The sequence below is a fragment of the Corynebacterium mycetoides genome, from assembly GCF_900103625.1.
Lineage (GTDB): Bacteria > Actinomycetota > Actinomycetes > Mycobacteriales > Mycobacteriaceae > Corynebacterium > Corynebacterium mycetoides.
In genome coordinates, this window is the sequence record NZ_LT629700.1 from 1564358 (window position 1) to 1586089 (window position 21732).

Annotated in this window: 11 protein-coding genes, 3 rRNA genes and 5 pseudogenes; 7 read left to right on the forward strand and 12 right to left on the reverse strand. The window is 60.6% G+C overall.

Annotation, left to right across the window (positions count from 1 at the left end; translation table 11 throughout):
• The first annotated feature begins 262 nt into the window (after positions 1 to 262).
• A complete protein-coding gene (locus BLS40_RS07465) occupies positions 263 to 529 on the forward strand; it encodes a metal-sensitive transcriptional regulator (protein WP_092152228.1) in 267 nt (88 codons plus the stop codon).
• 273 nt (positions 530 to 802) lie between these two features.
• On the opposite strand, the pseudogene BLS40_RS07470 reads toward BLS40_RS07465, so the two are convergent.
• Together BLS40_RS07470 and BLS40_RS07475 are read right to left on the reverse strand one after the other, a co-directional pair.
• Positions 803 to 927, reverse strand: a pseudogene (locus tag BLS40_RS07470) (IS6 family transposase); the annotation flags it as partial.
• A gap of 212 nt (positions 928 to 1139) precedes the next feature.
• Positions 1140 to 2262 (reverse strand): annotated as a pseudogene (locus tag BLS40_RS07475) (IS256 family transposase); the annotation flags it as partial.
• 134 nt (positions 2263 to 2396) lie between these two features.
• On the opposite strand from BLS40_RS07475, the gene BLS40_RS07480 reads away from it, so the two are divergent.
• Positions 2397 to 3601, forward strand: a protein-coding gene (locus BLS40_RS07480) for an IS3 family transposase (protein WP_407922403.1) whose coding sequence is annotated in 2 segments (ribosomal slippage) — positions 2397 to 2688 and positions 2688 to 3601 — 1206 coding nt in all. Because the reading frame shifts where the segments join, the coding sequence is not laid out codon by codon here.
• A gap of 38 nt (positions 3602 to 3639) precedes the next feature.
• Here BLS40_RS07480 and BLS40_RS07485 read toward each other — a convergent pair.
• A pseudogene (locus BLS40_RS07485) lies at positions 3640 to 4026 on the reverse strand (transposase); the annotation flags it as partial.
• A gap of 390 nt (positions 4027 to 4416) precedes the next feature.
• Between BLS40_RS07485 and BLS40_RS07490 the strand changes: the two are divergent.
• Positions 4417 to 5544 (forward strand): annotated as a pseudogene (locus BLS40_RS07490) (IS110 family RNA-guided transposase); the annotation flags it as partial.
• A gap of 40 nt (positions 5545 to 5584) precedes the next feature.
• Here BLS40_RS07490 and BLS40_RS07495 read toward each other — a convergent pair.
• The 6 genes and pseudogenes from BLS40_RS07495 to BLS40_RS07520 all read right to left on the reverse strand — a co-directional run bounded on the left by BLS40_RS07495 (position 5585) and on the right by BLS40_RS07520 (position 14618).
• On the reverse strand, positions 5585 to 6928 hold the full coding sequence (locus BLS40_RS07495; RefSeq protein WP_092150768.1) for an IS256 family transposase: 1344 nt from the start codon (positions 6926 to 6928) through the stop codon (positions 5585 to 5587).
• 187 nt (positions 6929 to 7115) lie between these two features.
• Positions 7116 to 7413 (reverse strand): annotated as a pseudogene (locus BLS40_RS10985) (IS6 family transposase); the annotation flags it as partial.
• An 868-nt stretch (positions 7414 to 8281) separates the two neighbouring features.
• A 5S ribosomal RNA gene (rrf, locus tag BLS40_RS07505) occupies positions 8282 to 8399 on the reverse strand.
• A gap of 292 nt (positions 8400 to 8691) precedes the next feature.
• Positions 8692 to 11773, reverse strand: a 23S ribosomal RNA gene (locus tag BLS40_RS07510).
• A 402-nt stretch (positions 11774 to 12175) separates the two neighbouring features.
• A 16S ribosomal RNA gene (locus tag BLS40_RS07515) occupies positions 12176 to 13696 on the reverse strand.
• The 16S, 23S and 5S rRNA genes sit together here, the layout of an rRNA operon.
• 547 nt (positions 13697 to 14243) lie before the next feature.
• Entirely contained in the window at positions 14244 to 14618 is a 375-nt protein-coding gene (locus BLS40_RS07520) for a GntR family transcriptional regulator (RefSeq protein WP_092150771.1), read from the reverse strand.
• 211 nt (positions 14619 to 14829) lie between these two features.
• Here BLS40_RS07520 and BLS40_RS07525 point away from each other — a divergent pair, with 211 nt between their 5' ends.
• Positions 14830 to 16086 carry an NYN domain-containing protein gene (locus BLS40_RS07525; RefSeq protein ID WP_092150774.1) on the forward strand — a complete coding sequence of 419 codons (1257 nt, stop codon included), beginning with the start codon at positions 14830 to 14832 and terminating at the stop codon, positions 16084 to 16086.
• 25 nt (positions 16087 to 16111) lie between these two features.
• Here the strand turns inward: BLS40_RS07525 and BLS40_RS07530 are convergent, their stop codons facing one another.
• Both BLS40_RS07530 and BLS40_RS07535 read right to left on the reverse strand, forming a co-directional pair.
• Positions 16112 to 16945 (reverse strand): PspA/IM30 family protein, encoded by an 834-nt coding sequence (locus tag BLS40_RS07530; protein WP_092150777.1) that lies wholly within the window; start codon positions 16943 to 16945, stop codon positions 16112 to 16114.
• 111 nt (positions 16946 to 17056) lie between these two features.
• Complete coding sequence (locus BLS40_RS07535) at positions 17057 to 17428, reverse strand: thioredoxin family protein (RefSeq protein WP_092150780.1); 372 nt, start codon at positions 17426 to 17428, stop codon at positions 17057 to 17059.
• Positions 17429 to 17588: 160 nt separating this feature from the next.
• Between BLS40_RS07535 and BLS40_RS07540 the strand changes: the two genes are divergently transcribed.
• The 3 genes from BLS40_RS07540 (at position 17589) to BLS40_RS07550 (ending at position 21460) form a co-directional block, all read left to right on the forward strand.
• A complete protein-coding gene (locus BLS40_RS07540) occupies positions 17589 to 17789 on the forward strand; it encodes a heavy-metal-associated domain-containing protein (RefSeq protein ID WP_092150783.1) in 201 nt (66 codons plus the stop codon).
• A gap of 110 nt (positions 17790 to 17899) precedes the next feature.
• Entirely contained in the window at positions 17900 to 20080 is a 2181-nt protein-coding gene (locus tag BLS40_RS07545) for a heavy metal translocating P-type ATPase (RefSeq protein WP_231908420.1), read from the forward strand.
• Between the two features lie 36 nt (positions 20081 to 20116).
• Positions 20117 to 21460, forward strand: a complete 1344-nt coding sequence (locus tag BLS40_RS07550) for an MFS transporter (RefSeq protein ID WP_092150786.1) — start codon at positions 20117 to 20119, stop codon at positions 21458 to 21460.
• 13 nt (positions 21461 to 21473) lie between these two features.
• On the opposite strand, the gene BLS40_RS07555 is transcribed toward BLS40_RS07550, so the two are convergent.
• The gene (locus BLS40_RS07555; protein ID WP_092150789.1) at positions 21474 to 21680 is read right to left on the reverse strand and encodes a hypothetical protein; all 207 of its coding nucleotides are present in this window, start codon (positions 21678 to 21680) and stop codon (positions 21474 to 21476) included.
• Positions 21681 to 21732: the final 52 nt, after the last annotated feature.

Consider the following 21732-nt stretch of genomic DNA (forward strand, 5'->3'; position numbering starts at 1 on the left):
TCCCCCGGCCCCACCCGGCAGGCCCCTCCGGGCCGACAATCTGCCGACTACTTATCCGAATAACGCCACAGGGCGTGGGGACCATGAGGTCCTCACGCCTCATTCCATACCCTCGGGCTTTCCATCCTGATCGACCCGCAACTGACTCAGGACATACCTGCCCCCTTTTTTCAGCAAGGAGACCATTGTGGATACTCGCACCCCTGATCAGGCCGTTTCCCCCTCGGGTGGGGCCGACACCTGTCACACCACCCATGGCTACATCAACGACAAGGATCGCTATCTCGCCCGCCTCAAGCGCATCGAGGGCCAGACCCGGGGCCTGCACAGCATGGTCGACGAGGAACAGTACTGCATCGACATCCTTACCCAGATCTCCGCGGTCAATGCTGCCCTACGCAGCGTTGCCCTGGGACTACTCGATGACCACATGAAACACTGCGTCCGTGACGCCGCCCAGTTAGGAGGAGAGGAGGCCGACGCGAAGTTCCAGGAAGTCACCGACGCTATCGCCCGTTTCGCCCGGTGACAGGCCGGGACCCGACCACCACACCCCGTCGAGAACGGCGGCCAGGCCACTCTGACCGCCCCTGTTGCCGGCTGGAGGCTGGGAGTCCTGCTGCTGGCGGCGGCATGATCGGGTTGATGGCCACTGTGGTGCTGCTGGTCGAAAAGATCGCGCCGCTGAACAACCTCGACCACATCCCCACCTGCAACATCAACCGGTGCTGTTGCAAAGTTGGGGGGAGAGCCGCAAAAACTCAGTTTCTCATTCCCTGATGGCCGCTGCGTGTGGGCGTTCTCAGGCCGTCTCGAAGACCCGGTTGACGATCACCGCGTCCGGGTTCGGTTGCCCGTGAGGTCAAACATCGTGCCTTGCCCTTTCCGCAATGAGTGCATCGCCTCCATCCCTTTCAACGTCCGATGGTCAAGTCCACGCGAGTGGTGTATCTGCCCTTTCGATAAAACAGGCAGCATGACGATCTCAGGGACCGGCACGAGCCCGGTGTTGCGACTGGCTCATGCGACCTCCTGAGTGGCTTCGCCGGCGTCGATGACGTTGGCGTTCATCATGGTCTTCGTCTGGTCCAGGGCCGTCAGCGACATGTAGCGCTTCTGCTGGATCCTTCTCACTCGTGCTGCTCAGCCAGCACCGCCCCGACCAGGCGCACGACGGCATCTCGGTTCGGGAAGATCCCCACGACGTCGGTGCGCCGGCGGATCTCCCGGTTCAACCGCTCGGTCGGGTTGTTCGACCACACCTTCGTCCACACCGTCCTTGGCGTGTTCGTGAACGCCAGCAGCTCGTCGAGCGCTTCCTCGAGGTGAGTGCGCGACATGGGGGAACTTCTGCTCACAGAAAGTCACTACTTCCCGGGCCTGGTTCCACACCGATGCGGCGTCAGGTTGCTGGAAGATCGTGTGGAACATCGCCGACAATGTCGGCCATTGGCTTTTGGGCACCAGTCCGGAGAGGTTCTTAGCGAAGTGCGTGCGACACCGTTGCCAGGAGGCGTTGGGCAGGAGCTCGCCGATGGCGTGCTGGATCCCCAGGTGCGCGTCGCTGGTGACCAGGTACACCTCATTCAGGCCGCGGGCTTTCAGGTTGCGAAAGAAACCCGTCCAGGAGGCCACGGACTCGGATGTGGCGACCTGCATGCCGAGTAGTTCGCGGTAGCCTTCGGCGTTCACGCCGGTGGCCAGCAGCACGGAGGTTTTCACGACCCGTCCGCCTTCACGCACCTTCATGGTCAACGCGTCGCAGGAAACATAGAGGTAGGGGCCGGTATCCAGGGGTCGGGTGCGGAAATCTTCCACCATCTGATCGAGATCTTTGGCCATCTCTGAGACCTGCGATTTTGAGAGGTTGTTGATCCCCAACGACGCCACCAGGTCGTTCATCCTGCGGGTGGAGACGCCTTTGAGGTAGCAGGTGGCGATCACGGTGGTCAGGGCCCGTTCTGCCCGGGTGCGTCGTTCCAGCAGCCAGTCCGGGAAGAACGAGCCGGTTCTGAGTTTGGGCACGGCGACGTCGATGGTGCCGACTCTGGTGTCGAGGTCTCGGTGGCGGTAGCCGTTGCGGACGTTGGTGCGGGACTCGGATGTGGTGGCGTATTCGGCGCCGCAGATCTGGTCGGCCTGGGTGGACAGGATCTGGTTGATGAAGTTCTGCAGCATCTGTCTCATCAGGTCCGGAGAGGCTTGAGACAGCAGGTCGTCGAGGTAGGTGGTGGGGTCGATAGAATGGGGGCCAGCGGCCATCGTGGTGTTCCTTTCGAGGAGATGTAGGAGTTGATTCGAAAGGTACTGCGGTGGTCGCCCACATCGGACCTGACCCCTTGTTGGTGGACATAGGCTAGCCCCGGTTGACAGCCGGAGGAGGGTAGTCTCAGTTCATGCCTCGTAAGTCCTATACTGAGGAGTTCAAGCGCGACGCGGTCGCGATGTATGAAGACACAGACGGTGTGTCTCTTAATTCGGTTGCTCATGATCTCGGTGTTAACCGTGGCAGTCTCGCTGCCTGGGTCAAGCGCTATGGCACGGGCAAAAAAGCCCGCGCGATTGATGCTGCAGCTCGAGCCCGGACATCATCGGATTTAGAGCGGATCCGACAACTCGAGAAGCAGAACCGGCTTCTTCAAGAAGAGCGAGACATCCTTCGCAAGGCGGCGCAGTATTTTGCGAAAGAGATGGGCTTGTGATCCGCTTCAAGTTCATCCGGGACCATCGCACCGAGTATTCGGTCAAGCGGATGTGCCACGTGCTGAAGGTGCGGCGATCTTCCTATTACAAGTGGAAAAACACACAGGCCGCGCGCCGCCAGAAGGTTCTTGACGATGCTGTTCTCGGTGCTCGTATCCGCACTGTGTTCCGTGAGGAACACGGACTCTACGGAGCTAAGCGCATCGCCGCGGCGTTGAACGATCCTGATTCGGGGGCGCATGCGGTGGTCAATCACAAACGCGTCGCACGCATCATGAAGACTATGGGCATCCAGGGGTTCACGAAGAAACGCCGCGTGCGCACCACCGTGGCAGATGCTGGCCGTGGTGTCTTTCCAGATCTTGTTTGCAGGCAGTTTCATGCCCCGGCGCCGAATCGCGTGCTCGTCGGCGACATTACCTACCTGCCGGTATCCGGTGGCGGCAATATGTATCTTGCCACCGTGATCGATTGTTATTCCCGCAGGCTGGTGGGATTTTCTATTGCTGACCACATGCGCGTCGATCTGGTTATCGATGCGCTGGACTCAACACAGCGCGCCCGAGGCAGTCTGAAAGGAGCGATTTTTCATTCAGATCACGGCAGTGTCTATACCTCGAAGGCATTTAGCTCACGATGCACGATGCTAGGGGTGACCCAATCGATGGGAGCGGTGGGAACCAGCGCAGACAACGCGCTAGCGGAGTCGTTCAACGCGACATTGAAACGCGAGGTGCTGCAAAACCGGAAATGCTTCGACTCACTGCTGCACGCCAGACGGGACGTCTTCGCGTGGTGTGTGCGCTACAACCAGAAGCGCAGACACTCATGGTGCGATTATCTGTCGCCCCTCGAGTTCGAAAACCGCACCTGCGGTAAACTCACCTTGACCGCATAAGTTCAATTCCCTGTGTCCACTTTCCAGGGGTCGGGCCCCCCAAGTGTTGCCACCAGGTCATTCATCCTGCGGGTGGAAACCCCTTTGAGGTAGCAGGTCGCGATCACAGTCGATAAGGCGCGCTCGGCCCGTGAGCGGCGCTCTAACAGCCAGTCCGGGAAGAACGCTCCGTGGCGCAGTTTCGGCACCGCCACATCGATCGTGCCCACACGGGTATCAAGGTCGCGGTGACGGTACCCGTTGCGGTGGTTGACCCGCTCGGCAGAAGCGACACCATATTCAGCCCCGCAAACGGTGTCAGCTTGGGCGGAGAGGATCTGGTTGATAAACCCTTGCAGCATCTGCCGCATCAGATCCGGGGAGGCCTGTGCCAGCAGATCGTCCAGATAGGTTGCAGGGTCGATAGAATGCGGAGCAGCGGTCATCGTCATGTGCCTTTCGGTGAGATGTGGTAGTTGAGTCGAAAGGTTACTGACGATGGCCGCCCCTATATCTGCCAGGGCCCACCATCAGCAAGCGTTACACCACACTAAGGGACACTGATAATGGGAGTGCGGGACAAGAACCATCCGGAATGACCCACTAACGGACTGGCCACAATCTGATTGTGTGCCTTCGTTGCGATCTGTCTTCCGGGCTGGTTCTCGCCCCGCACCGCGATCCGGCGATTCGGTCATGACCTCATAGGAGCGTGACCTCTCACCGTGACCACCCCGGCAGGTGCCATAGTAGTAGTCCCATCAGTGTCCTGTCTGCTCGAACCCTCGGATCAGCGGCTACCTTCATCACTTCCCTATGCGAAAGCGTTGACAGCCATGACCACAGACATCGACCTCTCCGCAAGCCCCGTCGCCGGGGTCGACACCCACACCGACACCCACACCGTCGCCGCGGTGACCCCAACCGGCCGGCACCTGGCCACCGAAACCTTCCCCACCACCAGGCCCGGCTACACACACCTCGCCGAGTTCCTCAGCAAGCACGGTGTCGGCGCCGTCGGAGTAGAAGGAACCAACTCCTTCGGTGCCGGATTAACCCGGCACCTCATAGACCGTGGCTACACGGTCGTTGAAGTCCTGCGCCCGGCCCGCAGCATTCGACGCCGGGACGGGAAATCAGATCCGGTGGATGCCCTTGCCGCCGCGCGACAGGTCCTGACCGGGGAAGGGCTGAGCACGCCTAAAGATTCCACGGGCCCGGTGGAGTCGTTACGAGCGTTACAGATCACCCGGAAACAGCTGGTGTCCACCACCGCGAAACTCATCACAACGATGAAGTCGTTGCTGGTCACAGCCCCTGATGACATCCGCACCCGCTACGCCACGATGACCAACCACGCTCTGGTCAACGCGTTGGTGTACTGCCGACCGTCGTCGGATGTTACTGATCCGCGAAATGGTGTGCTGACCAGCCTGAAGATTCTGGCCACGACCTACCGCGCATTGCGGGTGCAGTGCGATGAGCTGGAAACCCGGATCGCTGCCCTGGTGTCAGTGATCAATCCCCATGTCAGCAACATCGTGGGATGTGGGGCTCTTGTTTCCGCTGATCTGCTGATCAGCATCGGCGATAATCCGGAGCGCATCCACTCCGAAGCAGCGCTGGCGCACTTATGTGGAGTGGCTCCACTGCCGGCAAGCTCTGGGCGAACCAACCGGCACCGGCTCAATCGTGGTGGTGACCGGCGGGCGAACTCAGCGTTGTACCGAATCGCTATGGTGAGGATGAAGTGTGACCAGCGCACCAGGGAGTACGTCGCCCGGCGTACCGAGGAGGGGTTGTCGAAAAGGGAGATTATTCGCTGCCTGAAGCGCGCGATCGTCCGGGAGATCTACCGGGTCATATGCACCAGGCGCAGTACGTCACAGCCCAGGGATCTTCGTCGGGATGAGTTGAAAGAACTGCGTATCGCGAAGCATCTCACCCAGGTGGTTGTAGCGAAGCATTGAGCGTGTCAAGTTGTTTGTGTGTGGGGCGTGATTATTAGAGGTAGGGCTCGAAGCGGTCAGGGTAAGCCACAGACATCTGGTTGATGGCCTGCTTCCAGTTCGTCACCCGCCTGCCCTCGATCAGCCGGCCGCTGGTCGCCGCGACCCGTTTGCCCTGCTTAGCACGCTTGGCGGCCCGTTTGTCCTCAATGTTGCAGATCATCAACCACAAGGTTTTGATCGCAGACTCATCGTTGGTGAACTGCACCCGATTCCGGGTGGCTTTACGCAGCTCGTTGTTCATCGACTCAATCGAGTTCGTGGTGTAGATCACCTTCCTAGCCATCGGTGGGAACTCCAGGAACGGGATGAACCGGTCCCACGCATCGCGCCACACCTTGACTGACTGCGGATACTTTTCCCCCAGCTCGGAGGCCTCGAACTCCGTCAACGCCGCCAGAGCGGTTTGCTCGGTGGGGGCGGTGTAGATCTTCTTCAACTCGGCGGACACCGCCTTACGATCTCCATAGGCCACCCACCGGTTTGCTGCCCTGATCAGGTGGACGACACAGGTCTGGACCATCGAATCCGGCCAGGTGGCTTCCACAGCCTCCGGCAGACCCTTGAGCCCGTCACAGCACACGATGAACACATCGTGCACTCCGCGGGTAGCGAGGTTGGCACACACCTGCGCCCAGAACGAGGCTCCTTCCTCTTTAGCCAGCCAGATACCCAGGATGTGTTTGATCCCCTCCATGTCCACCCCGATAGCCAGGTACGCGGATTTGTTGACCACCCGGCCCCCGTCACGGACTTTGATCCGTAACGCATCGAGGAAGACCACGGGGTAGAACTCATCAAGTTGGCGGTTCTGCCAGATCATGACCTCCTCGAGGACCGCATCGGTGATCGCGGAGATTGTTTCATGGGAGATGTCCACGCCCATGGCGGTGGCCATGTGGTGCTGGATGTCTCGGACGGTCATGCCACCGGCATAGAGACTGATGATCATGTCGTCGACGTCGGTCAGCCGGCGGGATCCTTTGGGCACCATTGTCGGCAGGAAGGATCCGTCACGGTCCCGGGGAACAGCGACATCGACCGGTCCGTAGTTCGAATCGACCCGCTTGGGGTAGGAACCGTTACGGGAATTGTTCTGACCAGCGGCTTCCTTGCTGTTCCGGTCGCCGTGCTGGTAGCCGAGGTGGGCATCCATCTCGGCGTTGAGGCCCCGGTTGATCGAGGCCTGGAGCAGGCCCCGGACGAGATCGTTGGCATCCGTGGTGGAGGTGCCGAGCTCGTCGATCAGCTTCGCCATCTCAGGATTGGCGAGGAGCTTTTCCTCGATCGCTTTGATCTTTGCGGAGTCCTCTGGGTTTCGTCGTGCCACGGTAGTCATTCTGGTTCATCTCCTTGGTATGAGGGGAATCCCTCACACACAAACCATCTGACACCCTCGAAGCATTTGGGGTGTGCCCCGGCGAGGATCAGTGACATCGAGACTGGAAAACGTCCGTTGACGGAATTAGCATCGGCCTACGAAAAATTTCTGAAAAGCGCTTGACACAATATAGGAGCATCGCAACCCCGGCGGTGATCCCCCGATAGAGATAGCACCACCTGCCGCCGACCCGGATATAGGTCTCATCCACCCGCCAGGAACTGGCCTGCCAGTCAGGTACCTGCCGGTACCACCGTGTTTGCTTGTCCAGCTCAGGGGCGTGTTTCTGGACCCAGCGGTAGATCGTGGTGTGATCGACCGGCACGCCCCGCTGAAGTCATCATTTCCTCCAGATCGCGGTAGCTCACCCCGTAGCGGCAGTACCACCGCACTGCCCACAGAATGATGTCACGGGGGAAATGAAGACCGGAGAAGATACCCATGGCTGTGATTATTTCGCGTCGCTCTTCCTACTGCCCCAACTTTGCAACAGCACCTCGGATCTGCGCCCATTCCTCCAATGAAATCACCCATCCAATCTTTTCCGGGTGGGCTACTTTTCAAGGAGCGTTTTGGGCTACTTTTCGAAGAGCGCTGACATCCGCATTGCGGAGTTTGTGGTTGCAAGGGAACAATAGCGGAAACTCTGCAATGCAGAGTTTCCGCAGACCGCGATCCGCGCATCACCGTGCTCATCGGGGGATCCATTAACCGTCGCCTGTGGGAAGTCCGCAATGCGGACTTTCAAAGGCGGCGCCGGTGGAGGGCCCGATGTACGGGGTCAAACCATAAGCAGCACTTGGTGGGAAGTCCGCAATGCGGAGTTTTCGGCATGCAGCGCCGGACGGTAAGTCCGCATTGCAGACTTGTTGCTGTGTTGTTCCGCGCCCGGCACGTCTCGTGGTGGGTTGCTCCGCTAAGCCGTCGCTTGTTGAAAGTCCGCATTGCGGACTTTTCGAGGGATGAGAACCGCACGCCGTGGGGTTAACGCGTTAGCCGTTGCTTGTTGAAAGTCCGCAGCGTGGAGTTTCTTTCTGCGATAGGTTGCCGGCCAGCTACTCCTGCGGGTCCGCGGTGCGGACTGCTCGAGAGATCCGATCCGCGCACAGCGGGGCTCTAACGCACTAATCAAATGCTGCGACTCCGCTTTGCGGGGTTTACGGTAGGGCCACGGTGCGGGTTTAGTGTTGCCGGGTGGTGCCACCGCCGTGTGCGCATATGTGTGTGCCCCGGTCACCAGTCACCCTGTGGTGGGGGTGTGGTGGCCGGGGCGCACAGTATTTTCTTTTTTTGTTGATTGTGAAGTTGTTGGGTCGGCGGTAACCTACTCTCCCACCCCCTCCCGGGGGCAGTACCATCGGCGCGGGCGGGCTTAGCTTCCGGGTTCGGAATGGGACCGGGCGTTTCCCCGCCGCCATCAACCACCGACACACCCAATGGGGCGTGCCGACCCACACACAAACCCGCGCACACACCGGCCTGGCCGGTCGGTGCGCACCTGTTTGATGTGGTGATGCGACAACACATATCCAATTAACCCAACCCCCGCAATCATGATCACAACAATCATGCTGCGTGTTCGGTTGGTGCGGCCTGCACCGGGTACACGCTCGTACTGTGGGGTGTGGTGTGTCAGACACTGCATAGTGGACGCGGCACACACAATAAAATCTTGTGCTCAACAAAGTCTTGTGCTCAACATTGATCGTTTGTTTGGTTGCCCGTGTTTTTAGTCGGTGTATTAGTACCAGTCACCTCCGATGGTTACCCACCTTCCAGATCCGGCCTATCAACCCCATCGTCTCTAGGGAACCTCAACAGAAACCTCATCTTAAAACAGGCTTCCCGCTTAGATGCTTTCAGCGGTTATCCCTCCCGTACGTAGCCAACCAGCCATGCTCCTGGCGGAACAACTGGCACACCAGAGGTACGTCCGTCCCGGTCCTCTCGTACTAGGGACAGCCTTCTTCAAGTTTCAACGCGCGCGGCGGATAGAGACCGAACTGTCTCACGACGTTCTGAACCCAGCTCGCGTGCCGCTTTAATGGGCGAACAGCCCAACCCTTGGGACCTACTCCAGCCCCAGGATGCGACGAGCCGACATCGAGGTGCCAAACCATCCCGTCGATATGGACTCTTGGGGAAGATCAGCCTGTTATCCCCGGGGTACCTTTTATCCGTTGAGCGACACCACTTCCACACGTTGGTGCCGGATCACTAGTCCCGACTTTCGTCCCTGCTCGACACGTACGTCTCACAGTCAAGCCCCCTTGTGCACTTACACTCTTACACCTGATTGCCAACCAGGCTGAGGGAACCTTTGGGCGCCTCCGTTACTCTTTGGGAGGCAACCGCCCCAGTTAAACTACCCACCAGGCACTGTCCCCAACCCAGATCATGGGCCAAGGTTAAGGTATCCACTACGGTCAGAGTGGTATTTCAACAACGACTCCACCACCACTAGCGTGACAGCTTCACAGTCTCCCACCTATCCTACACAAACCGCACCGAACACCAATACCAAGCTATAGTGAAGGTCCCGGGGTCTTTTCGTCCTGCCGCGCGAAACGAGCATCTTTACTCGTACTGCAATTTCACCGGGCCTGTGGTTGAGACAGCAGGGGAGTCGTTACGCCATTCGTGCAGGTCGGAACTTACCCGACAAGGAATTTCGCTACCTTAGGATGGTTATAGTTACCACCGCCGTTTACTGGGGCTTAAATTCTCCGCTTCGGACACCAAAATGCCCTAACAGGTCCTCTTAACCTTCCAGCACCGGGCAGGCGTCAGTCCGTATACATCAACATCACGTTTTCGCACGGACCTGTGTTTTTGATAAACAGTCGCTCCCCTCTATTCTCTGCGACCACAACCAGCTCACAACCGTAAAAGTTGATCACCAACCATGGTCCCCCTTCTCCCGAAGTTACGGGGGTAATTTGCCGAGTTCCTTAACCACAGTTCACCCGACCGCCTTAGTATTCTCTACCTGACCACCTGTGTCGGTTTCGGGTACGGGCCGTACACACACTCGCTAGAGGCTTTTCTCGGCAGCACAGGATCACCCACATCACCCACAAGGGCTACGCATCACGCCTCACACACAATGAGTCCCGCATTTAACAAGGACTCGTGCCACACGCTTACACCACAATCCAATAAGTGGCTGGGCTACCTCACTGCGTCACCCCATCACTGGGCTACCACGACTCAGGCCCCACCGATTACCACCACACCACCCGCACAAGGCGGAACAGTGCGGCAACGCACAGCAGTTAGTATCACCGCTTCACCCTTTGACGCATGCACACGGGTACGGGAATATCAACCCGTTAACCATCGACTACGCCTGTCGGCCTCGCCTTAGGACCCGACTCACCCTGGGAAGACGAACTTGACCCAGGAACCCTTAGTCATCCGGCGGATAAGATTCTCACTTACCACTCGTTACTCATGCCTGCATTCTCACTCGTGCACAGTCCACAACCCCTCACGGTACTGCTTCACCCCATACACGACGCTCCCCTACCCACACACAAAAGCATGTGCCGCGGCTTCGGCGGTGTACTTGAGCCCCACTACATTGTCGGCGCGGAACCACTCGACCAGTGAGCTATTACGCACTCTTTCAAGGATGGCTGCTTCTAAGCCAACCTCCTGGCTGTCTTCGCGATCCCACATCCTTTTCCACTTAGTACACCCTTAGGGGCCTTAACCGGCGATCTGGGCTGTTTCCCTCTCGACTATGAAGCTTATCCCCCACAGTCTCACTGCCATGCACCACTTCAACCGGCATTCGGAGTTTGGCTGACATTGCTAAGATGATAGTCCCGCTCAACCAACCAGTAGCTCTACCTCCGGCAAGCACACATAACGCTGCACCTAAATGCATTTCGGGGAGAACCAGCTATCACGGAGTTTGATTGGCCTTTCACCCCTACCCACAACTCATCCCCTCAGTTTTCAACCTAAGTGGGTTCGCGCCTCCACAACCTCTTACAGCTGCTTCACACTGGCCATGGGTAGATCACCCCGCTTCGGGTCCAGGACATGCCACTTACAACACCCTGTTCGGATTCGCTTTCGCTACGGCTACCCCACCAGGGTTAACCTCGCGACATGCCGCTGACTCGCAGGCTCATTCTTCAAAAGGCACGCCATCACACACACGAGGTGCTCTGACGGATTGTAAGCGCACGGTTTCAGGAACTATTTCACTCCCCTCCCGGGGTACTTTTCACCATTCCCTCACGGTACTATCCACTATCGGTCACACTGAGTATTTAGGCTTACCGGGTGGTCCCGGCAGATTCACAGCAGATTCCACGAGCCCGCTGCTACTCGGGACACAATCCACCACACCACAATCATGCTTTCACGTACAGGGGCTCTCACCCACTCCGGCGCACCATCCCAAGTGACTTCCGCTAACACAACCATAAGCGCAGGCAAAGGTGGCAGCCCTTGCAACAAATCGCATCCCACAACCCCACACACGCAACCCCTGCCAGGTATCACACGCACATGGTTTAGCCTCATCCACGTTCGCTCGCCGCTACTAGCAGAATCATTATTATTTTCTTCTCCTACGGGTACTGAGATGTTTCACTTCCCCGCGTCACCCCCACACAAGCTATGAATTCACCTGCAGGTAACACCACACAACTGGTGCCAGGTTTCCCCATTCGGACATCCTCGGATCAACGCTTAGTTGGCAACTCCCCGAGGCATAACGCAGCCTCACACGTCCTTCATCGGCTCAGCATGCCAAGGCATCCACCGTACGCCCTAAACAAAAAACACACACAAAAAACAAACACACACAAAAAATAAAGATGCTCGCGTCCACTATACAGTTCTCACACACCACACCCACCCCGCACAACCACAACCCCCCGAAAACACCCGGAAAGTCACAGCCACACACGGCAAGGCCACAAGGAAACAACACACGTGCTGCCCCAGAGACCCAACAGCATGCCAACACACCCACACTCGTTTCCTGCCTGCGGCCCACACGGACACACATCACGATGCGACACTCGCATAAGGCACTCACAACAGCCCATGCCGGTGCGCGTCCACCCGGACAATTTTTTTTAATATTTACAGTGGCAGCCACACACACGGCGACTCAACCACCACACCCACACCCCACACACAACCATGCGCACGGGGCAGGCACAAAACAATAAAGCTCCTTAGAAAGGAGGTGATCCAGCCGCACCTTCCGGTACGGCTACCTTGTTACGACTTCGTCCCAATCGCCGATCCCACCTTCGACAGCTCCCCCACAAGGATAGGCCACTGGCTTCGGGTGTTACCAACTTTCATGACGTGACGGGCGGTGTGTACAAGGCCCGGGAACGTATTCACCGCAGCATTGCTGATCTGCGATTACTAGCGACTCCGACTTCATGGGGTCGAGTTGCAGACCCCAATCCGAACTACGACCGGCTTTCAGCGATTAGCCCCACCTCACAGTGTCGCACACGCGTTGTACCGACCATTGTAGCATGTGTGAAGCCCTGGACATAAGGGGCATGATGATTTGACGTCATCCCCACCTTCCTCCGAGTTAACCCCGGCAGTCTCTCATGAGTCCCCACCACAACGTGCTGGCAACATAAGACAAGGGTTGCGCTCGTTGCGGGACTTAACCCAACATCTCACGACACGAGCTGACGACAACCATGCACCACCTGTACACCAGCCACAAAGGGAAACCGTATCTCTACAGCGATCTAGTGTATGTCAAGCCCAGGTAAGGTTCTTCGCGTTGCATCGAATTAATCCACATGCTCCGCCGCTTGTGCGGGCCCCCGTCAATTCCTTTGAGTTTTAGCCTTGCGGCCGTACTCCCCAGGCGGGGCGCTTAATGCGTTAGCTACGGCACGAACCCCGTGGAAGGGACTCACACCTAGCGCCCACCGTTTACGGCATGGACTACCAGGGTATCTAATCCTGTTCGCTACCCATGCTTTCGCTCCTCAGCGTCAGTTACTGCCCAGAGACCTGCCTTCGCCATCGGTGTTCCTCCTGATATCTGCGCATTTCACCGCTACACCAGGAATTCCAGTCTCCCCTACAGCACTCAAGTTATGCCCGTATCGCCTGCAGTCCCACAGTTAAGCCGTGGACTTACACAAACGACGCGACAAACCACCTACGAGCTCTTTACGCCCAGTAATTCCGGACAACGCTCGCACCCTACGTATTACCGCGGCTGCTGGCACGTAGTTAGCCGGTGCTTCTTATCCAGGTACCGTCACTTGCGCTTCGTCCCTGGCGAAAGGAGTTTACAACCCGAAGGCCGTCATCCCCCACGCGGCGTCGCTGCATCAGGCTTGCGCCCATTGTGCAATATTCCCCACTGCTGCCTCCCGTAGGAGTCTGGGCCGTATCTCAGTCCCAATGTGGCCGCACACCCTCTCAGGCCGGCTACCCGTCGACGCCTTGGTAGGCCATTACCCCACCAACAAGCTGATAGGCCGCGAGCTCATCCCATACCGCAAAAGCTTTCCAACCACACACCAACATGCAGCTCCTATCCGGTATTAGACCCAGTTTCCCAAGCTTATCCCGAAGTACAGGGCAGATCACCCACGTGTTACTCACCCGTTCGCCACTCGAGTACCAAAGCAAGCTTCGGCCTTTCCGTTCGACTTGCATGTGTTAAGCACGCCGCCAGCGTTCATCCTGAGCCAGGATCAAACTCTCCACAAAAACATTTCAGCAGAAACATCCAGGCGTGAAAAGCCCAAACCCAACCACAAACAAACCAACCACCACCCCCACACACAGCAAGGGCAATGAACTGGCCAATCCTAAAATTACCTACAAACACTGACCCCACAATCCGACGAGGAAAAACCAGGGCCAGCAAAAAAATGCGATCTGAAACAATCACACATCACGGTGAAACCACCAGCAATGCCGCCATCAAAGGTTCACGACACCACAACCGGCACACACCCACCCACACCCCACACAACGCAGAACATGAGCAGACACACCACAATGCACAACCACACAAACCACAAACAAAAAACAAAAGTACATTGGCACACTATCGAGTTCTCACACAACACACGCACACCCAAAACCAACCACGACAACAATCGCAGCCAATCAAAGGAAGCACCAGCGGTAGTTTTCCTGTCCGCCATCTCACCAGAACATCATCCGGCGGGGCGTTGTCGGTCTCGCTGACTCACACAAAGTTACACACCCCCACCACCAAACACAAACCCCCAGCACAACACACAAAAAGCTAGCGGTACATGCCGCGGCTTTCCGCGACCCTACCGACGAGATCTTGGAGGCTCTCGCGGGAGTATCCGAGGCGCAGGGCTTCGTCGATAAGCGGCGCGATGAAGTCGCCGGCGAAGTCGTGTCGTCGTTCTTCCAACACCACCTCTCGTGCTCTAGGGGTGACGAACATGCCGATTCCGCGTCGCTTCTCCAGGACGCCGGCGTCGACAAGCAAGCTCAGGCCCTTTCGTGCGGTTGCCGGGTTGATCTCGTGGAAGGCCGCGAGCTCGGTGGTTGACGGAGCCCGCTGCCCCGGCTCGAGCGAGCCCTCCACGATGAGGTCCTGCACGAACCGCGCCACTTGGACAAACAAGGGCTCGACATCGGAATTCATCCGGCTACCGCCTTCGCTGGTTGGTTAATCAAGTAACCAACCTTACAGCGCGGGAACGAAACCGCCGGCTGGTTCGTTGGTTAACCACAACCAAATGCACGGGGGCCCTACCCCTGTCCCCATTGAAAAATGTGACGAGAGGGGCGTTCATCGTGCACACTGGTTTAAGTAAAAGAATGTTTAGACACTAAAGAATCGGAATTTAGGAGCCATGTTTGAACGCACGCTTGTGTTCGTGGACACCTCATACTTGCTCGCAAGTTTTTACAACTCGTGGGAAATCGGTGCACGCGCACAATTAGAAATTGATCTGCCTGAAGTAGTCTCCACCATCGGTTCGATGGTGACCTACCAACTACACCAACCCATTCACCGCCAGTACTGGTATGACGGGATACCCGACTCCGGCCCGCACCGCTACCAGCGCGCTCTGCGTCAGTGCGACGGGGTGCAACTGCGCACCGGCCAGCTCATCGAGTGGGGCGAGAGGCGCACCCAGAAAGCTGTGGACACCCGGCTCGTGGCGGACCTGGTCATCCACGCCACGCGCCAACAGTTCGCCGACTTCGTCCTCATTTCCGGCGACGCTGACATGATCCCGGGGGTGGAGGAAGCCACCAACTACGGTGTGCGCGTCCACCTCTACGGGTTCGGCTGGGACTCCATGTCGTCTGCCCTGCGCCACGCCTGCGACACGACGACCATCCTGGATCCTCGCGAAGATTTCTCGGAAGCCATGCAGCTGCAGGTTCTCGAGGGACCGCTTCCGCCCGTGTTTCGGGAACGCCCGCTTAACGACGCCGAGCCGCTCGACACAGACCGCGGCCCCACGGCCGTCCCCGGGTTCAGCCCGGACCCGCTGCGCGGACAGCCGGAGAGCGCAGAGAACACACCGAGCACGGGGGCCTCGGACAAGCCCGAAAACCCGGCGGCCGCGGAGGCCACCAAGTCGGCGTCCCCGCTGATCCTCCCGGACTCTGCCGGCAACATCACCGCCGACCAGGACACAGAGGCCGACATTTGTGAGGAGCCCTCCGAGGCTGAGGTCCAGGCGAACACCGACGCCAACATGTCCGGCACACGCCCGGCCCCGTCGCCACTGGACGTCGCGGCGGGCGGAGCCAAGCCGACGCCGAAGCCCTCCATGATGGCACCGCGCCGGAAGCTGCGCTCCCGTTACGTTCCGCTCCCTGAGGAAGTGTGGACGTCCGCGGGCTTCCAGACGCCTTTTGACGTGGGGCAGCAGTACGCGACGTGGTGGTACGACAACGCCGCCTCATCAGAGCAGCGCGACAAGGCCCACATGCTCTCCGGCGGCGGGCTCCCGCCTGAGATCGACAGGCCGCTGCTCCAGTTCGCCTGCGAAACGCTGCACGAGTACACCCTCACAGAGCACCAGCGGGTGAATCTGCGTGACGGATTCCATTCCGGCATCCGCGGGGTACTCATCAACATCCGCAGCCGGTAGCCCGGAGCAGGGCGAGGCGAAGGAGTTAGTCCTTCTTCTCCTCGCCCGCTGCCCCGCCAGCTGCTTCGGCGTCCGCCTCAGGAAGCTCGGCGGCTGGTTCCTTTTCCCCTGCCTCGAGCTCCGTTCCGGCGGCACCGCCCGTGGACATGGACGCGCGGATCTCCGCCAAACGGTTGGAAGCGGCGACGTCCGTGCCCGCCGACTCGATCTCCGCGATGCGGTCGGTCATGGACCCCTTCGCCAGCTCCTGGGCACCGAGCGCCGTGGCGTAGCGGCGCTCGATCTTGTCGCGCACCCCGTCGAGGGTGGGAACGTTGTCGTTGCCCCCGAACTGGTTAAGGGTGTCCATGGTGGCGGCCGTCTGCTCCTGCATTTTGGCCTGGTTGAGCTGCGACTCGAGCTGAGACACCTGGTTGAGCTGCTCCTGGAGGCGTGCCTCGGACTGCTTCTGCTTCTGCTGTGCCTCCGTCGCGGCCTGCTCGGCCGCGGCGTAGGCCTGCTTGGTCTGCTCAAGTTCCTGCTCCACGGAGACGAGCTGGGCCGCGATGACCTCGGCGGTCTCGTTGAATCCCCGCGCCTTCTCTGCGTCACCCTCCGCGCTCGCCTTGTCTGCTGCCTGGAGCGCCGTGCGCGCCTTGGTCTGCAGGTCCTCCTGGGAGGAGATGAGCCGCTCCAGCTTCATCTGCAGCTGGTTGCGGTTGCCGATAATGTTCGCGGCGTGCTGGCTCAGCTCCGCGTGCTGCTTCTTCGCTCCGGCCACCGCCTGTTGGATCTGGACCTTCGGGTCGGCGTTCTCATCAATCTTGGTATCGAACGACTGCATCAGGTACTTCCAACCCTTGCTGAACGGGTTTGCCATGGTTCATCGATCCTTTCATCGGGTGCTAAGCACCGCCGAGTCTACGCAAAAAGCGCACCCACCCGGGGAGGGTGAGTGCGCTTGTGGTGCCTAGTCGGCGGGCGGGTCTACTTAGTCCTGCTGGTTGTTCTGCTCCGCGATCTGGCGGCGGACGTCGTCCATATCGAGCGCCTTGACCTGGCCGACCAGGTCCTCGAAAGCGGCCGGCGGCAGAGCACCCGACTGGCGGAATACCATGATGCCGTCACGGAAGGCCATCAGAGTCGGGATGGCCTGGATCTCAAGGGCGGCCGTGATCTGCGGGTTTGCCTCGGTGTCGAGCTTGGCAAAGGTGGCGTCGGGGTGAGCCTCGGACGTCTTTTCATAGGTCGGGGCGAAAGCCTTGCAGGGTCCGCACCAGTCAGCCCACGCGTCGACGAAAACCGTCCCCTCCGCGCTAACGGTCTGCTCGAAGGTGTCCTCTGTAACGTCGATGGTTGCCATTAGGTAAAACTCCTCATCTTTGGTTTCTTGGGAATCAATCGCTTCCAGTAGTTTCCAACCCTAGCAACGCTCTCACTATTCCCCGCTACCATGGCGCCTATGGTAAGCGGGCGACCCGCCTGCGCAATACAAAGACAAAAGTACGAGAGAGGACATCACAATGACTGTTCGCCAGTTCACCGTTGAGGGCATGACCTGCACCCACTGCGAGGCCAGCGTCAAGGAGGAGGTGTCGGCCATCGCCGGCGTCACCGATGTGTCCGTGGACCACACAACCGGCGCCCTTGAGGTCTCCGGGGACGGCTTCTCCGCGGAAGAGGTGGCTAAGGCCGTGCACGAGGCCGGTTACTCCCTGAAGTAAACCTGGTTTCATACCCCCTAGGGGTATAGTGTGGTGGTATGATCGCACCGAACTTGCAGCACATCGAGCTCGGCGTGACAGGTATGACCTGCACGTCGTGCTCATAGCGCGTGCAGCGCAAACTGAACAAGCTCGACGGCGTCGAAGCCGCTGTGAACTTCTCCACCGAGACGGCGACGGTGGACTACGACCCCGGTGTGACCGCGCCCGACGAACTCATTGAGGCGATCCGCGGGGCCGGGTACGACGCGTTCGCCATGGCGCCTCCGGGAGGAGACGAGCGCGAGGAGGGGGCGTCGGCAAGCGATGCCCTCGATTCCGCGCGCGAGCGCACAGCCGAGAGCCTGAAAAACACCGTGATCTGGTGCGCGTTGGTCTCGCTGCCGGTGTTGCTGGTGTCCATGGTCCCGGCCTGGCAGTTCATGAACTGGCAGTGGGCCGCGCTCGCCGCGACCACGCTGGTGTACTTCGCCGGCGGAGCGGTGTTCCACCGCAACACGATCACGAACCTGCGCCACGGGGCGACCACGATGGACACGCTGATCACGCTCGGCACCGCCGCCGCATACCTGTGGTCCATCTGGGCCCTGTTCTTCGGCACCGCCGGCGAGCCCGGCATGGTGATGGAGATGAGCCTTGCGCCCGGCCACCACGCGAGCGACGAAATCTACCTCGAAACCGTCTGCGTGGTTATCACGTTCCTCCTGCTCGGGAGGTGGTTCGAAGTGCGGGCGAAGGGCCAGTCGTCCCAGGCGCTGCGCGACCTTCTCACCCTCGGCGCCAAAGAGGCCTCCGTGCTTCGCGACGGCACCGAGGTGCGCATCCCCACCAGCCAGCTCGTCGTGGGGGATGAGTTCGTGGTTCGCCCCGGCGAGAAGATCCCCACGGACGGTATCGTCGTCGCCGGTCATTCCGCCGTGGACGAGTCGATGCTCACCGGGGAGTCCGTCCCCGTCGAGGTTTCCGACGGCTCGGTAGTCACCGGCGCGACTCTGAACACCTCCGGGCGCCTCGTCGCCCGGGCGACCCGCGTGGGCTCCGACACCACGCTGTCCCAGATGGCCCGGCTGGTCCGGGACGCCCAGGCTGGCGAGGCCCCCGTGGAGCGTCTCGTCGACCGCATCTCGGCCGTCTTCGTCCCCGCGGTCATCGCGATCTCCGTTCTCTCACTCGTCGGCCATTTCCTCGCCGGGCACGACACCGTCACGGCGTTCACGGCCGCGGTGGCGGTGCTCATCATCGCGTGCCCTTGCGCCCTAGGCCTGGCAACCCCCACGGCGATCCTGGTGGGCACGGGCCGTGGCGCCCATCTGGGGCTCCTTATCAAGGGCCCGGAAATGCTCGAATCGACCCGCCAGGTGGGCACCATCGTGATGGACAAGACCGGCACCATCACCTCCGGCGACATGGGCGTGGTCGGCGTCGCGGCCGCCCGCGGCTGGGAGACCGACCGCGTGCTCGAGCTGGCCGCGGCGGCCGAGGCGGGGTCCGAGCACCCCATCGCCGAGGCGATTGTCCGCGCCGCGCCGACCGCGCCGCAGGCCAGCTCCTTCCGCAACGAACCCGGCCTCGGGGTGAGCGCGCTTGTCGACGCCCACCAGGTGCGCGTCGGCCGCCCGCCCAGCGACGTGGGCGAGCTCGGGGAGCTGGAAACCGTGTTCGCGTCCGCACAGGAAGACGGCACGACTCCCGTGGTCGTGGAGGTCGACGGGGACGTGGTGGGCGTCATCTCCGTCCGGGATACCGTGAAAGAATCGTCGGCCGCCGCTGTAGCCCAGCTCCGCGGCCTGGGGCTGGAGCCGGTGATGCTGACCGGCGACAACTCCGGCGCCGCCCTCGCCGTGGCCGAGGAAGTGGGCATCGACCCCGCCAACGTCACCGCCGGTGTCATGCCTGAGGGCAAGGTCGATGTGGTCAAGCGCCTGCAGGGCGAGGGCCGCAACGTGGCGATGGTCGGCGACGGGGTCAACGACGCCGCCGCGCTGGCGCAGGCCGACCTAGGCCTGGCGATGGGCACCGGCACCGACGTCGCCATCGAGGCCTCCGACATCACCCTGATAAACACCTCGCTCGGTGCCGTGGTCGACGCCATCCGGCTGTCCCGGCGCACATTGCGCACCATCAAGGGCAACCTTTTCTGGGCCTTCGCCTACAACGCGCTGCTCATTCCCGTCGCGGCAGTCGGCCTGCTCAACCCCATGCTCGCCGGCATCGCCATGGCGTTTTCCTCCGTGTTCGTCGTCATGAACTCGCTGCGTCTGCGCCGTTTCGCCCCTGTATCGGGGAAGTAATAGGTGACCGACAATGACGGTGTAGCATTTCCAGCTGTGACCCAGTCAACACCAGATACCCTCCACGGTGCACCGGACCAGGGCCTGACCCGCACCGAGCGCCTCGACCGCTTGCCGGTGACACGCAAACACCGCCGCCTCCTCGTCGGCTCCGGCATCGGCTGGGCGCTCGACGCGATGGACATCGGGCTCGTCTCCTTCATCATCGCCGCCCTAGCGGTGCACTGGGAGCTGGACAAATCCACTACCTCATGGATCGCTTCCATCGGATTCGTCGGCATGGCCATCGGCGCCTCCCTGGGCGGATTGCTGGCCGACAAGCTCGGGCGGCGCCAGGTATTCGCCGCCACGTTGCTCATCTACGGCATCGCCACCGGGGCATCGGCCCTGGTGACCTCCGTGGGTGTGCTCATGGTGTTCCGCTTTATCGTCGGCCTCGGGCTGGGCGCGGAACTGCCCGTGGCCTCCACGCTGGTGAGCGAATTCTCCCCCCGGCGCGTGCGCGGACGCATGGTCGTCCTGCTCGAGGCCTTCTGGGCGGTCGGGTGGATCGCCGCAGCCGTCATCGGGACCTTCGTTGTGGCTCAGAGCGACAACGGCTGGCGCTGGGGCCTGGCGCTCGGGGCCGTGCCCGCCGTCTACGCCATCGTCGTCCGCCTATCCCTGCCCGAGTCCGTGCGTTTCCTCGAATCCAAGGGGCGCCACGACGAGGCCGAGGCGATCGTCCAGTCCTTCGAGGCAGAGGTCCACCCCCTGGAGGTCGATGCCCTCCCCCACGAGGAGCCCGAGGAATTCACGGGTGGCATCTGGGGCAAGGAGCTGCGCGGTCGTACGCTGTCTTTCTGGATAGTCTGGTTCTGCGTCTCGCTGGCCTACTACGGGGCGTTTATCTGGATCCCGTCGCTTCTGGTGAGCCAGGGGTTCACCCTGGTGAAGTCCTTCACCTTCACCTTGATCATCACACTTGCCCAGCTTCCGGGCTACGCGGCGGCGGCCTGGCTGATCGAGGTGTGGGGGCGCCGCAAGACCCTGTCGGTCTTCCTCGCCGGGTCGGCCGTAGCCGCCCTGCTCTACGGCTTGGCGTCGGCCGAGTGGCAGATCATCGCCGCGGGCTGCCTCCTGTCGTTTTTCAACCTGGGCGCCTGGGGCGCACTGTACGCCATCGGGCCGGAGCTTTACCCCACCGAGATCAGGGCTACCGGGACCGGCGCGGGCGCGGCGTTCGGGCGGATCGGCTCCATCCTGGCGCCGCTGCTCGTTCCCCCGGTCCTCGCGTTCGGCGGGACGACGGCTGTGTTCGCCGTCTTCGCCGTGGCCTTTGCGGTCGCGTGCGTGGCCGCGTTCACGCTGCCGGAGCAGCGCGGTCGTGCCCTGAGCTAGTCCGCCCCGGCGTTTAGGCGCCGCGGCCGAAGAGCTGCCGCAGCCTGCGCCCGAAACCGCCGCGGCGCGGGGTTCCCACGACGTCATCAATCGCGTCGATGTCGCGGGGCAGGTTGTAGAGCACCGTCGAGTTCCCGGTATCGGCGACGGTGATGTTGTCGTCGAGGCTGGCGACCGTGCGCGCGCACGGTTCGGATGCGTTGATACGTCGCACGGACATTGATCTCTCCCCTGTTGTCTCTCTGATCAGGGCGCCGAAGTGGCGCGTCTGA

Bases quoted from the DNA above. Each gene is read 5' to 3' on its own strand.
- BLS40_RS07495 (WP_092150768.1), bottom strand. From the start codon at position 6,928: ATGACTACCGTGGCACGACGAAACCCAGAGGACTCCGCAAAGATCAAA.
- BLS40_RS07520 (WP_092150771.1), bottom strand. From the start codon at position 14,618: ATGAATTCCGATGTCGAGCCCTTGTTTGTCCAAGTGGCGCGGTTCGTG.
- BLS40_RS07525 (WP_092150774.1), top strand. From the start codon at position 14,830: ATGTTTGAACGCACGCTTGTGTTCGTGGACACCTCATACTTGCTCGCA.
- BLS40_RS07530 (WP_092150777.1), bottom strand. From the start codon at position 16,945: ATGGCAAACCCGTTCAGCAAGGGTTGGAAGTACCTGATGCAGTCGTTC.
- BLS40_RS07535 (WP_092150780.1), bottom strand. From the start codon at position 17,428: ATGGCAACCATCGACGTTACAGAGGACACCTTCGAGCAGACCGTTAGC.
- BLS40_RS07540 (WP_092150783.1), top strand. From the start codon at position 17,589: ATGACTGTTCGCCAGTTCACCGTTGAGGGCATGACCTGCACCCACTGC.
- BLS40_RS07555 (WP_092150789.1), bottom strand. From the start codon at position 21,680: ATGTCCGTGCGACGTATCAACGCATCCGAACCGTGCGCGCGCACGGTC.